Annotated in this window: 9 protein-coding genes; 4 read left to right on the top strand and 5 right to left on the bottom strand. The window is 74.9% G+C overall.

Translation table 11 applies throughout. The features are described from left to right. Positions 1 to 9: 9 nt before the first annotated feature. Entirely contained in the window at positions 10 to 3,498 is a 3,489-nt protein-coding gene (locus FF36_RS18120; protein WP_044886323.1) for a pyruvate carboxylase, read from the bottom strand. A 119-nt stretch (positions 3,499 to 3,617) separates the two neighbouring features. Between FF36_RS18120 and FF36_RS18115 the strand changes: the two genes are divergently transcribed. Further along, entirely contained in the window at positions 3,618 to 4,859 is a 1,242-nt protein-coding gene (locus FF36_RS18115; protein WP_052681207.1) for a saccharopine dehydrogenase NADP-binding domain-containing protein, read from the top strand. 13 nt (positions 4,860 to 4,872) lie between these two features. Here FF36_RS18115 and FF36_RS18110 read toward each other — a convergent pair whose 3' ends face one another. Beyond that, positions 4,873 to 6,351: a type I glutamate--ammonia ligase gene (locus FF36_RS18110; protein ID WP_044886284.1), complete on the bottom strand. Its 1,479-nt coding sequence runs from the start codon at positions 6,349 to 6,351 to the stop codon at positions 4,873 to 4,875. 433 nt (positions 6,352 to 6,784) lie between these two features. Here FF36_RS18110 and FF36_RS18105 point away from each other — a divergent pair, with 433 nt between their 5' ends. Further along, complete coding sequence (locus FF36_RS18105; protein WP_082122014.1) at positions 6,785 to 8,002, top strand: amidohydrolase family protein; 1,218 nt, start codon at positions 6,785 to 6,787, stop codon at positions 8,000 to 8,002. 378 nt (positions 8,003 to 8,380) lie between these two features. After that, a complete protein-coding gene (locus tag FF36_RS18100; RefSeq protein ID WP_110431470.1) occupies positions 8,381 to 9,040 on the top strand; it encodes a DinB family protein in 660 nt (219 codons plus the stop codon). Between the two features lie 51 nt (positions 9,041 to 9,091). Here FF36_RS18100 and FF36_RS18095 read toward each other — a convergent pair whose 3' ends face one another. Further along, positions 9,092 to 9,586 carry a VOC family protein gene (locus FF36_RS18095; protein WP_082122022.1) on the bottom strand — a complete coding sequence of 165 codons (495 nt, stop codon included), beginning with the start codon at positions 9,584 to 9,586 and terminating at the stop codon, positions 9,092 to 9,094. Positions 9,587 to 9,684: 98 nt separating this feature from the next. Between FF36_RS18095 and FF36_RS18090 the strand changes: the two genes are divergently transcribed. After that, complete coding sequence (locus FF36_RS18090; RefSeq protein ID WP_044886283.1) at positions 9,685 to 10,767, top strand: helix-turn-helix transcriptional regulator; 1,083 nt, start codon at positions 9,685 to 9,687, stop codon at positions 10,765 to 10,767. Here FF36_RS18090 and FF36_RS18085 read toward each other — a convergent pair. Both FF36_RS18085 and FF36_RS18080 read right to left on the bottom strand, forming a co-directional pair. Next, positions 10,736 to 12,346: a sensor histidine kinase gene (locus tag FF36_RS18085; RefSeq protein ID WP_044886282.1), complete on the bottom strand. Its 1,611-nt coding sequence runs from the start codon at positions 12,344 to 12,346 to the stop codon at positions 10,736 to 10,738. The genes FF36_RS18090 and FF36_RS18085 overlap by 32 nt on opposite strands. After that, a complete protein-coding gene (locus FF36_RS18080; protein WP_044886281.1) occupies positions 12,343 to 13,065 on the bottom strand; it encodes a response regulator transcription factor in 723 nt (240 codons plus the stop codon). The genes FF36_RS18085 and FF36_RS18080 overlap by 4 nt, the downstream gene beginning before the upstream one ends. Positions 13,066 to 13,106: the final 41 nt, after the last annotated feature.

The raw sequence follows: 13,106 nt of genomic DNA, 5'->3' as shown, positions 1-13,106 counted from the left end.
GCCCTCTGATCAGGGGCGGACGACGAGCAGGAGGTCGCCGACCTCGACGGAGTCGCCGCTGGCGCGGACGAGCTCGCCGACGGTGCCGGCGACGGGGCTGGTCACGGCGGCCTCCATCTTCATCGCCTCGACCACCGCGAGCTTCTGGCCCTGGGTGATGGCGTCCCCGGCGGCGACGGTGAAGGTGACGATGCCGGGCAGCCCGGCACCGATCTGGTTCGCGTCCGCCGGGTCGGCGCGCCGCGCCGAGGCCGTCGTCGCCGTGATGGAGTTGTCGCGGACCCGGACCGGGCGGGGCTGGCCGTTGACCCGCAGGTAGAGGGTTCGCATGGCGGCGTCGTCCGGCTCGGACAGCGTCTCCAGCTCGATGATGATCTCGACGCCGGGCTCCAGCGTGACGGCCACCGGCGCGCCCGGCCGCAGCCCGTACAGGTAGGCCTCCGTCGGGACCAGCGAGGAGTCGCCGTAGCTGTCGGCGGCGGCCAGGTAGTCCTTCCACGGGCCGGGGAACAGCAGTCGGGACAGCGCCGCGCGGCGCCGGGCGCCGGGGACGGCGAGCTCGGCGGCGTCGGCGGGGTCGAGGTCGGCGGACGGGGGCGCCGGGTGGCGGCCGGCCAGCGCCCGCTCCCGGAACGGCTCGGCGAACCCGGCCGGCGGCGTGCCGAGCTCCCCGGCGAGGTAGCCCAGCACGCTCGCGGGCAGGTCGAAGCGCTCCGGATGCTCCCGCAGTGTGGCGACGTCCACCCCGCCACCGACGAGGAACAGCGCCAGATCGCCGACGACCTTGCTGGTCGGCGTCACCTTGATCGGCTTGCCGAGCAGCTCGTTGGCGACCGCGTACGCCTCCTGCACGGCCGGCCAGCGCTCCCCGAGCCCCAGCGCGATCGCCTGCTGGCGCAGGTTGGTGAGCTGCCCGCCGGGGATCTCGTGCCGGTACACCGCCCCGGTCGGCGCCCGCAGGCCCGCCTCGAACGGCGCGTACAGGTCGCGCACCGCCTCCCAGTAGGCCTCCATCGACGACAGCGCCGACAGCGCGATCCCCGTCGCCCGCGGGGTGTGGTCGGTCGCGGCGACCAGCGCCGACATGTTCACCTGGCTGGTGCCCCCGGACATCGGCGCGGCGGCGGCGTCGACGGCGTCCACCCCGGCCGCGGACGCGGCGAGCAGGGTGGCGAGCTGGCCGCCGGCGGTGTCGTGGGTGTGCAGATGGACGGGCAGGTCGAACCGCTCACGCAGAGCGGTGACCAGCGTCGCCGCCGCGGCGGGACGCAGCAGCCCGGCCATGTCCTTGATCGCCAGCACGTGCACGCCGGCGGCGACGAGCCGCTCGGCGAGACGCAGGTAGTAGTCGAGGGTGTAGATCTGCTCGCCGGGGTCGGACAGGTCGCCGGTGTAGCACAGGGTGCCCTCGGCGATCGCCGTGCCGGTCTCCAGGACCGCCTCGATCGCCGGGCGCATCTGTTCCATGTCGTTAAGCGCGTCGAAGATCCGGAAGATGTCGACGCCGGTCGCGGCGGCCTCGGCGACGAACGCCCGCACCACGTCGTCCGGGTACGGCGTGTAGCCGACCGCGTTGCGGCCGCGCAGCAGCATCTGCAGGCACTGGTTCGGCGCGGTGGACCGCAGCGCCGCGAGCCGCTCCCACGGGTCCTCGGCCAGGAACCGCAGCGCCACGTCGTACGTCGCCCCGCCCCACGCCTCCAGGCTGAGCAGGTTCGGCGTCAGGGCGGCGAACGACGGCGCCGCCGCGAGGATGTCGAAGCTGCGCAGCCGGGTGGCCAGCAACGACTGGTGGGCGTCACGCAGGGTGGTGTCGGTGACGGCCAGCGCCTCCTGGGCTCGCAGCCGCGCCGCCCAGCCGGCGGGGCCGAGCTCGGTGAGCAGCTGCCGCGAGCCGGCGGGCACCCCGACGCCGGCGACGCCCGCGCCGGGCAACCCCTGGACGCCGGCGGCCCCGGCCCCGGCCCCGAGGCAGGCGGGCGAGCCGGGGCCGATCGGCACCCCCTGACCGTCGGGCAGCAGCGGCAGCTCGGGCAGCCGGGAGCGCGGGTCGACCAGGGCGGTCGCCGGTCGCCGGAACCCGTTGACGGTGCTCTCGGCGAGGCGGGCGAGCGTCCGGCTGGTCTGGTCGGTGCCCCGGCCGGGCAGGAGCAGCTCCGGGCGCTCGTCGATGAACGACGTCGTCACCCCGCCGGCGAGGAAGTCGGGGTCGGTCAGCACCCGCCCCAGGAAGTCGATGTTGGTCCGGACACCGCGGACCCGGAACTCGTTGAGCGCCCGGCGCGCCCGCCGAGCCGCCTTCTCCAGCGTGCTGCCCCGCGCGGTCAGCTTCACCAGCAACGAGTCGAAGTAGGGGCTGATCTCCGCGCCGGCGTAGGTCGCGCCGTCGAGGCGGACGCCGGGGCCACCCGGGGACTGGTAGAAGCTGATCGTCCCGGTGTCGGGCCGGAAGCCGTCCGCCGGGTCCTCCGTGGTGACCCGGCACTGGATCGCGGTGCCACGCAGCGTGATCTGCTCCTGGCCGAGATTGAGGTCGGCGAGGCTCTCCCCGTCGGCGATGCGGAGCTGGGCCGCGACAAGGTCGACGCCGGTGACCTCCTCGGTGACCGTGTGCTCGACCTGGATGCGCGGGTTCATCTCCATGAACGTGTACCGGCCGTCGGCGCCGAGGAGGAACTCGACGGTGCCGGCGTTGACGTAGCCGACGTGCCGGGCGAAGCGAACCGCGTCCGCGCAGATGCTCGCCCGGATCGCCTCGTCCAGCATCGGGGCCGGGGCGATCTCGACGACCTTCTGATGGCGGCGCTGCACCGAGCAGTCCCGCTCGAACAGGTGGATGATGTTGCCGTAGGAGTCGGCGAAGACCTGCACCTCGATGTGGCGGGGGCGATCCACCGCCTGCTCCAGGAACACGGTCCCGTCGCCGAACGCCGCCGCGGCCTCCCGGGAGGCGCTGGCCACCGCGTCGGCGAGGTCCGCCGCCCGCTCCACCCGGCGCAGGCCCCGCCCGCCGCCGCCCGCCGAGGCCTTCACGAACAGCGGGAACCCGACCTCCTCGGCCGCCTGCGCCGCGCCCTGCCCGTCCGGCAGCGGCGCCGACGCGCGCAGCACCGGCAGCCCGGCCGCCATCGCCGCGTCGCGCGCGGCGACCTTGTCTCCCGTCAGCCGCAGCACCGCCGGCGGCGGGCCGACGAAGGTCACGCCCGCCGCCGCGCACGCCTCGGCCAGCACCGCCGATTCCGACAGGAAGCCGTAGCCGGGGTGCAGCGCGTCCGCCTCCGCCTGCTTGGCCACCGTGAGCAGCGCGTCGATGTCGAGGTAGCCCCGCACCGGATGGCCCGGCCCGCCGAGCTCGTAGGCTTCGGACGCCTTCGTCCGGTGCAGCGCGGAGACGTCCTCCGGCGTGTAGACCGCGACGGTGCGCAGCCCTAGTTCCTGTGCGGCTCGGAAGACGCGGACGGCTATCTCACTGCGATTTGCGACCAGAACCTTACGCACGCGCGCCTCCTCGGACGGGGTGCGCATCATTGTGAGGGGCCGACGCTCCCACGCGCCAAAGCAACGTGTCGGGGGTCACGTTCGACTGTTCAGACAAACGTCACCACAAGGACGGCGCTATGAAGGACCACGGCACGGCGGCGGCCGCAGCGGGCGGTGCCCCCACGCGGCCGGAGAACTTCATGCAATCGCCGAACTCCGCGCCACCGGACTCCGCGCCGCCGAACTCCGCGCCGCCGGGGACCATCGTGGTGTTCGGGGCGACCGGTTACACGGGCCGGCTGGTCACCGCCGCGCTCGTCGCGGCCGGGCACCGGCCGGTGCTGGCCGGCCGCGCCGGCCCGCGGGTCGCCGCGCTCGCCGCCGGCCATGACGGGCTGCCGACCGCCGTCGCCGACGCCGGGGACGCCGCGGCGCTGCGCCGGCTGCTGCACGCGGGCGACGTGCTCGTCTCCACGGTCGGCCCGTTCGACCAGCTCGGCCGCCCGGCGGTGGCGGCCGCCGCCGCGGCGGGGGCGCACTACGTCGACTGCTCCGGCGAAGGGGCGTTCCTGCGCCACGTCTTCGCCGACGTCGGGCCGCAGGCGGCGGCGGCCGGGTGCGCGCTGCTGCCCGGCGCCGGCTTCGAGTTCGTGCCGGGCAACCTGGCCGGCGCGCTGGCCCTGCACCAGGCCGGCGGCGCGGCCCGCCGGCTCGACGTCGGCTACCTCGTCACCGGCCCGACGGGGATGAGCAGCGGAACGCGGGCGACGCTGCTGGCCGCGCTCGGCGACGGCGTCCTCGCCCTGCGCGGCGGCCGGCTCGTGCAGCGTCCCCTCGCCCGGGAGGCGCGCACCTTCTCGACCCCCGCCGACCGGGCCGTGGACGCCGGCCGGGCGGCACGGCGCGCCCGGCGGGCCGTGTTGTGGTCCGGCGGGGAGGCGATCACGCTGCCCCGCCTGGCGCCGGCGCTGACCGACGTCGCCACCTACTTCGGCGGCGGTGGCGGCGCCCGGGCGGCGCAGGCGCTGTCGTTCCCGCTGGCCGGGCTGCGGCGCCTGCCGCCGACGCGGGCGGCGCTCGGCGCGCTGGCCCGCGCCGCCCGGTCGACCAGCGGGCGAGGCCCGGACGCCCCGAGCCGGGCGCGCGCCGGGGTTCGGGTGATCGCCTGCGCCCGCGACGGCGCCGGCCGGGAGCTCGCCACCGTCGCGCTGGCCGGCCACGACCCGTACACGTTCACCGGGCGGATCATGGCCTGGATGGCGGGGCACCTCGCCGCGGGCACGGTTCGTCACGTCGGCGCACTCGGCCCGGTCGAGGCGTTCGGCGTGGACGACCTGGAGCGGGCCCTCCAGACCGCCGGGCTGCACCGCCTCACCTGAAGCCCCGGCGGGATCAGTAGCGCCAGCGGGTGGCGGCCACGACGGTAGCCGCGTCGGCATCGGCGAACCGGTCGATCTCCGCGCGCCGGACGGTGGCGACGGTGTCGTGCAGCGCCGGACCGCAGGCGCGGCGCAGGACGTCGTCGGCCGCGAAGGCGGCGACGGCCAGGCCGAGGTCGGTCGGCAGCCGGACGATCCCGCGCCGGGTCCGCTCGGCGGGGTCGAGCGAGGCCGGGTCGACGTCGACGGGCGGGGGCAGCCGCGCCTCGCCGTCCAGGCCGGCGTGCCCGGCGGCGAGCAGCCCGGCCGCCACGAGGTAGGGGTTGGCGGCGAGATCGAAGCACTTGATCTCCAGGTTCGCCGCCCGGCCCGCAGCCGCCGGCGGGCCGGGGATCATCCGCAGCGCAGCCTCCCGGTTCTCCAACCCCCAGCAGGCATAGGCACTCGCCCACTGGGACGGCACCAGCCGCAGATAGGAGGCCACGCTCGGCGCGCCGAGCGCCATCAACGCGGGCAGCCGGGCGAGGATCCCGGCGGTGAACGCCTCGCCGGCCGCGGTCAGTCCGCCCGGGCCGTCCCCGCCCCCCATCAGGTTGACCCGACTACCGCCGTTCCACCCGGCGCCCGGCGCCGCGCCGCCCCCGTCCTCGCCGTCATCCTCGCCCCACAGGCTCAGATGGACGTGCCCGCCGTTGCCGACGCCGTCGGCGAGGACCTTCGGCGCGAACGAGGCGCGCAGGCCGTGGCGCCCGCTGACCGCGCGCACAGTCTCCTTCACCAGCACGCAGGTATCGGCGGCGGCGAGCGGGTCCTGCGCGGCGACCGAGACCTCGAACTGGCCGGCCGCGTATTCGGGATGGATCTGCTCGACGACGAGCCCCTCGTCGGTCAGCGCCGCGACCACGTCGCGGAGATAGTCGCCGAGCTCGGCGACGCGGGTCATCCCGTAGGCGGGGCCGCCGGCGGCGGGGGTGAACCCGTCGGCACCGGCCGGCGCGACAGCCCATTCGATCTCGAAGGCCATCGCCACCCGTAGCCCGCGTGCGGCCAGGCGCGCCGTCTCGACCCGGACGAGCTCCCGGGCGTCCTGGGGATGGGGCACACCGCTCTGATCACGGCGGTCCGCCGGCGCCCACGCCCACCCGGGTTGGGCGGCGAGCGCGGTCAGCCGGTCCAGGTCCGGATGCAGCCGCAGGTCGCCGACCGGACCACCGGCGACGCGGCCGGCGGTGATCCCGTCGTCGGCGCCGAACGCGTCGAACACCGGGGACGCGCCGACGCCCCACACCACCGCCGCGTCCAGCCGGCCCACCGGCACGCCCTTCATCCGGGTGATGCCGCTGTTGTCGACGAAGGTGCAGGCGACGCAGACGACGCCGCGGACCTCCAGGTTCGTCGCCGCATGCCGGGCCGCCGCGGCGAGCCGGTCGCGCTCGCGGCCGCCGGTGGCGCTGATCCGCGGCGCGGCGCGGTCCCACGCAGGGTCGTTCATGATCGGCCTTCCCGCGGAGGCCGCGTGCGGCACGGATATCGCTGTCCCACGGATGTCGCCTTCCCCACGGATCCGACCACGGGTGGCTCTCGCCTGGCACCATGCTCGCGCGTCAGCGGACTCCATGTCGGGCGAGACGCCGGACGAGACCCCGCCCACACCGGTCCGACTGTCACTGACAGTAAGATTGAGTTGCGATCCCACCGGAGATGCCCACTGTGCATCGGGCGACCGTCCGAGGAGTTGTCCACAGCTTTCGCCTCGGCAAGAAGATCTGAAAATACGCCAACATCACTGATGTTCGGCTCGACTGTCCCCAGGCAGGCCAAAGTAATCCACATGTTATCCACAGGCGCCGCGCACAGAGAATGGTTACTCAAGGTGATTGCCGTGGCCAGGCATGACCGCGCCGTCCCGTGGGGATCAGTCAGGGATGGGGCGCTCCGGAGGTGTCGGCGGACCCGACCTCGTCGATCACGGGCCCGTCGACCACGGGCCCGTCGACCTCAAGCTCGTCGACCACGGACTCGTCGACCTCGAGCTCGTCGACCATCACTGCCACGGCCTCGTCCGGCGTGACCTCACCCGCCCGGAGTTCGAGAGCATGCTCACCGAGGCCGATCGGCCCGGTCCACCCGGAACGACGCTGTTCGACAGCCAGATCGGCCTCGCCCTGCGGCGCTGGTGCGCCCCGGCGCTCGACCTTCCGCCGCACGCCGACCCCGAGACCTACCTGGAGCGGCGGGCCGAGCTCGGCCACGCCGAGGTGCACCGGCGGCTGCTCGGCGCGTCCGGCATCAGCACCTTCTGCGTCGACGCCGGCTTCCAGCCCGAGCCGCTGACCGGCGCCGAGGACCTCGCCGGGTTCGCCGGCGGGCGGGGTCTCGACGTCGTGCGCCTCGAACGGATCGCGGAACGGGCGGCCGTGGACGTGCTCACCGGACAGATCGGGGTCACCCACCTCGCCGACACGGTGCGCGCCCGGCTGGCGGAACGCACCCCGTCGACGGTCGCGGTGAAGTCGGTCGCCGCCTACCGGGCCGGACTGGCCCTGCCGGCGCGGCGACCCACCGATCGGGAGGTCGCCGCCGCCACCCGTACCTGGATCAACGAGATCCGGGGCGGCGCCGCGATCCGGCTGCACGACCCCGTCCTGCATTCGTTCCTGATCTGGTGCGGGGTCGAGGCGCGGCTGCCGGTACAGATCCACGTCGGTTACGGCGACGCCGATCTGGACCTCGCCCGCGGCAACCCGCTGCTGCTCACCGGCCTGCTGCGGGCGATCGCGCCGACCGAGGTCGCCGTCCTGCTGCTGCACTGCTATCCGTTCCACCGCGAGGCCGCCTACCTCGCCCAGGTGTTCGCCAACGTCCACCTCGACCTGGGGCTCGCGATCAACAACACGGGTCGCGGCTCCATCGGCCTGATCGCGCAGGCCCTCGAACTCGCCCCGTTCGGCAAGTTCCTGTTCTCCACCGACGCCTACGCCCTCGGCGAGCTGTTCCTGCTCGGCGCGACCCTGTTCCGCCGCGGCCTGGCCGCCTTCCTCGCCGACGGCGTCGACGACGATGCCTGGACCGCCGCCGACGCCGCCCGGATCGCCCGGCTCGTCTGCGCCGACAACGCCCGCCGCGTCTACGCCCTGTCCTAGACCCAGACGAGTAAGTCCCCTACGCTCAGTAGGGCGTCAGCATGGTGAACGCGGACTCGCCTCCGCGGCCCAGCAGCCCCGGCCCAGCAGCCCCGGCCTAGACCCCAGCGATTCCGGTGTTCCGCGGAACCGCACCCCACAGCCGGGCCCCGATTCCGGTTCCACCGATCATGGTGCGGAACCGGACCACGCCTCCGCACCCACCCTCGGTGATCATGGCGTTCCCTGCGGAACCGGGCCACGCCGTCCAGCCGGCCCCCGCCCGCCACGAGCTGTGCGACCCATCCAGCCAAGGCCTGCCATCCGATTGAGGTCAGGACTTGACCGCAATGACCCCTAGCGTGACCTCATCAGACAGACAACGAAGGGCGACAGGCGATGACCACCACGCAAACCGGTGCGACCACGGCGATCTCGACCACAGCCATCTCGACCACAGCAAGCCCGACCAGCGCGGGCCCCGCCATGGAGAGCGCGACCAGAGCCACTGCGAGCACGGGGACCGACGAGCAGGCGGCGGACCCCGCCCCGCCCGCGCTCACCGGCGAGCGCGCGGACCTGCTGGCGAACCTGGCCCGGCGCCGCGCCTTCCTCCGGTTCACCGTCCAGAACCTCGACGACGAGCAGGCCTCGCGGCGCACCACGGTCAGCGAGCTGACCCTCGCCGGCCTGGTCAAGCACGTCGCCGTCGTGGAACAGCGGTGGCTGAACTTCGTCCTCGTCGGCGCCGCGGCGTTCGACGGCGACATGACGGCCCGCGAGGAGGAGTTCCGCGACGGCTTCCGGCTGCTGCCCGGGGAGACGCTGGCCGGCATGCTCGACCGCTTCGACGAGGTTGCCCGCCGCACCGAACGGATCGTCGCCGAGGTCGCGGACCTCGACGACGCCCACCCGCTGCCCGTGGCGCCCTGGTTCGAGCCCGGCGCGAGCTGGTCGGTGCGGCAGGTCCTGCTGCATCTCATCGCCGAGACCGCCCACCACTGCGGGCACGCCGACATCCTGCGCGAGTCCCTCGACGGCGCCCGCACCATGGGCTGACTCCCCCGCGCAACGGCGTCGGCGCGCGGGGGAATCACCCCGGACTCGGCGTCAGCCCTGTCGGTGGGGGGCCGGCGGGCACAGGCAGAAGGGGTGCCCGGCGGGGTCGAGCAGTACCCGCCAGCGCTCGCCGCCGGGCTGGAACTCCGCCTGGGTGGCGCCGAGCTCCTCGGCCCGGCGGATCGCGGCGGGCAGGTCCGCGACCCGGAAGTCGAGGTGGAACTGCTGCGGCACCTCCTGGTCCGGCCAGCGCGGCGGCCGGTAGTCCGCCACCCGCTGGAATCCGAACGTGAGCGTGGTGCCCGGCGGAGTCAGGTAGGCCCAGGCGCCCTCGTCGTCGGCGCCGCCGACGCCCCAGCCCGTCAGTTCGCCGTAGAAGGTGGCGAGCTCCCGGGCATCCGGACAGTCGAGCATCAGCCCGGCCCACACCGTCGGCGTCACGCCCGCCTCGACCACCGTCTCCTCGGCAGCCGACTCCTCGGCGGCCGACTCCTCAGCGGCCGGCTCCTCAGCCACAGTGCCGGCGACCGTCTCCGTTCCCGTCATGGTCATCTCCTCTCGGACCTGCTGGTGTTGCCTGCGCCACCCATCCTGGGCGGGATACCTGACTTCCTCTGTCAGGATTGGCGCGCGAGAATGCGGGCGTGCGTGCCAGCCGCCTGCTGTCCGTCCTGATGCTGTTGCAGACGCGCGGCAAGCTGACGGCGCGCCAGATCGCCGACGAGCTGGAGGTGTCCGTCCGGACCGTCCATCGGGATCTGGACTCCCTCGCGCAGGCCGGCGTCCCGGTGCTGGCCGACCGCGGGGTCACCGGCGGCTACCGGCTGCTCGCCGGCTACCGGACCCGGCTGACGGGACTGACCGCGAACGAGGCCGACTCGCTCTTCCTCGCCGGGATGCCGGGGGCCGCCGCCGAGCTGGGCCTCGGCGCGATGCTCGCGGCGGCCGAGCTGAAGCTGCTGGCGGCGCTGCCGGAGCCGCTGCGCGAGCGGGCCGGCCGGGTGCGCGAGCGCTTCCACCTCGACGCGCCCGGCTGGTTCCGGGCGACCGAGGAGACGCCCCTGCTCGCCGAGGTGGCCGACGCGGTCTGGGCGCAGCGCCGCCTCCGGGTCACCTACCGGCGCTGGCGGGCCCCCCGGGAGGTCGATCGCGTCCTCGACCCGCTCGGCGTCGTGCTCAAGAGCGGCATCTGGTACCTGGTCGCCGCCGTGCCCCTGGACGCGGACGGCAGCCGCGACGGCGAGGAGATCGGAGTGGACGGCGTGCCCACCGGGCCGCGGGTGTACCGGGTCGGGAAGATCCTGTCGTTGACGCCGACAGGGGAGGGCTTCGACCGGCCGCCCGACTTCGACCTCGCCGCCTACTGGGCCGCCTGGACAGCCCGCTACGAGGCGGAGGTCTATCGGGCGACGGCGACGGTGCGCCTGTCGCCGGCCGGGTTCGCGCTGGCGCCGCACCGGTTGCCACCGGCCGTCAGCCGGAGCATCCGGGACAGCGCGGGGCCGCCGGAGGCGGACGGATGGGTCCGCGCGCGGCTGCCGATCGAGTCGGTCCGCCACGCGCAGGGCGAGCTGTTGGCACTCGGCCCCGAGCTGGAGGTACTCGATCCCCCCGAGCTACGCGCCGCCCTGGCTCGCGCCGCGGCCGCCCTCGCCCGCCTCTACGACGTCGCGGCCCCGGCGCCATCCGGCGCGGTCAGGCCGACGGTGCCACCCGGAAGCTGCTGATCTCGTGCCTCTCTGCGACCGGTTGCGGGGGCAGTATCAGGCGGAAGGTGCTGCCGGCGCCGACGGCGCTGGTGACCTCGACCCGGCCGCCGTGGGCCTGCGCCGTCGCCGCGACGATCGACAGGCCCAGCCCGCTGCCGCCCCGGCCCTGGGCCCGGCTGTCCGCGGCCCGGTAGAAACGGTCGAAGACGTGGTCGGCGACCTCGGGCGGCAGGCCCGGCCCGTGGTCGATCACGTCGAGCACGGCGCCGCCGGGCGGCATCGGCCCGCCGGAACCTGGCGGAGGTTCAGGACGGCCCCCCGATCCACCCGGCCCGGCCGGGTGGGGTGATCCTGCGGACCCGGCGGCCGGTGGGGGCACGTCGCGCAGGCGCACCTCGATGGCCGCGTCGGGCGGGGTGTGGACGCGGGCGTTGGTGAGCAGGTTGCCGACGAGCTGGCGCAGTGCGTCCGGGTCGCCGAGGACGGGGCAGCTCGCCGGGAGCTCGGCGCGCACCGGGCGGTCGGGGGCGACGGCGCGCAGGTCGGCGACGGCGTCGCGGACGAGGTCGGCGAGGTCGAGCGCGGCCCGCCGCATCGGCCGCTGCTCGTCGAGGTGGGCGAGATAGAGCAGGTCGTCGACGAGGTCGCCCATCCGCGCCGCCTCCTGCTGGATGCGGCGCAGCGCCTGGTCGGCCTCGTCCGGCGGCACCATCCCGGCGCGCAGCAGGTCGGCGTAGCCGCGGATGGACGTCAGCGGCGTGCGCAGCTCGTGCGAGGCGTCCGCGGCGAACCGGCGCACCTGCTCCTGGGAGGCCACCCGCGCGGCGAACGCGGCCTGGATCTGGCCGAGCATCGCGTTGAGCGCCGCGGCGAGCTGCCCGGTCTCGGAGCTGGGCGGCCCGGCCGGCACGCGCCGGTCGAGGTCGCCGCCGGCGATCGCCGCCGCGGTGTCGACCATCTGCCGCAGCGGGCGCAGGCCACGGGTGAGCCACAGCCAGGCCAGGGCGGCCACCGCGGCGAGCACGGCCGCCCCGACCGCCAGCTCGATGCGCACCAGCCGGCGCACCGTGTCCGCGACCGGCCGCAGCGGCAGCGCGACGAGCACCCGGGTGCCACCCGAGAAGGTGCGCTGCACCGCCCGGTAGCGCTCGTGATCGGAGACGACGGTGAAGGGGACCGGGCGCCGCGACGAGCCCGGCCCGGTCCCGGCAACACCGCCCGCACCGCCGGCGCCGGACCGTCCGACGTCGGATGGTCCGACGCCGGACCGTCCGACGACGTCCAGCAGCGGGGTGGCCGGCGGCGGGGGGCTCGCGGAGCCGGCCACCCGCAGCACCGTGCCGTTGGGCCGACGGATCTCCACCAGGTAGTCGGTGGGGCCCAGGGCTCGCTGCACCCCGGCCCGGTCCAGCATCGACGGGCGGGTCAGCAGGGTCCCGACCGGCAGCCGGCCGAGCACCTCGGCGCGGCCGAGCTGCTGGTCGACGCGGTCGTAGAGGTAGGAGCGCAGCGCGAACGCGCTCGCCGTGCCGGCGATGGTCAGGCCGAGAGCGCACAGCGCCACCAGCCCGGCCATCAGCTTCAGTCGCAGGGTCACCGGTCGGTCCCCGCCGCGGGCAGGCGCAGCGCGTAGCCGAAGCCGCGCTGCGTGTGGATGAGCGACGGCCCGTGCCGGCCCAGCTTGCGCCGCAGGTAGCTGACGTACTGGTCGACCACGGTCGGTTCGCCCGCGAAGTCGTAGCTCCACACCGCGTCGAGGATCTGCGCCCGCGACAGCACCCGGTTGGGGTTGGTCAGGAAGTATCGCAGCAGGGTGAACTCGGTCGGCGACAGCTCGATCGGCTCGCCGGCCCGGCGGACGACGTGGGTGTCCGGGTCGAGTTCGACATCGGCGAAGCGAAGGATGGCCGGCGGGTCGGGCGCGGGCTCGGGCCGCGGCGGGGACGTTCGGCGCAGCACGGCCCGCACCCGGGCGACCAGCTCGTCCACCGCGAACGGCTTGGTGACGTAGTCGTCCCCGCCGTAGGTCAGGCCGGCGATCTTGTCTCGGTGGGCGTCCCGGGCGGTGAGATAGACGACGGGCACACTCTGACCGCCGGCCCGCAGGGTCCGGCAGACCTCGAAGCCGTCGACGTCGGGCAGCATCACGTCGAGGATCATCAGGTCCGGCCGGGCCTGGACCGCGAGCTCCAGCGCGGCCCGCCCGGTCGCCGCGGTCAGGACGTCGAAGCCGTGGAAGCGCAGGGCCATCCGGAGCAGGTCGACGATGTTGGGCTCGTCGTCGACGACCAGCACCCGCGGAGCTGCTGCCACCATGTCCGGCTCCCTCGATGTCCCGTGGCCGGGGCCCGGCGGCC

This window comes from Frankia torreyi (assembly GCF_000948395.1).
GTDB lineage: Bacteria > Actinomycetota > Actinomycetes > Frankiales > Frankiaceae > Frankia > Frankia torreyi.
The sequence above is the reverse complement of the archived record's forward strand: the minus strand, read 5'-3'. Positions and strand labels throughout refer to the sequence as shown.

Excerpts from the sequence above, each read along its gene's own strand:
- FF36_RS18115 (WP_052681207.1), top strand. The coding sequence starts at position 3,618 with ATGAAGGACCACGGCACGGCGGCGGCCGCAGCGGGCGGTGCCCCCACG.
- FF36_RS18110 (WP_044886284.1), bottom strand. The coding sequence starts at position 6,351 with ATGAACGACCCTGCGTGGGACCGCGCCGCGCCGCGGATCAGCGCCACC.
- FF36_RS18105 (WP_082122014.1), top strand. The coding sequence starts at position 6,785 with ATGGGGCGCTCCGGAGGTGTCGGCGGACCCGACCTCGTCGATCACGGG.
- FF36_RS18100 (WP_110431470.1), top strand. The coding sequence starts at position 8,381 with ATGACCACCACGCAAACCGGTGCGACCACGGCGATCTCGACCACAGCC.
- FF36_RS18095 (WP_082122022.1), bottom strand. The coding sequence starts at position 9,586 with ATGACGGGAACGGAGACGGTCGCCGGCACTGTGGCTGAGGAGCCGGCC.
- FF36_RS18080 (WP_044886281.1), bottom strand. The coding sequence starts at position 13,065 with ATGGTGGCAGCAGCTCCGCGGGTGCTGGTCGTCGACGACGAGCCCAAC.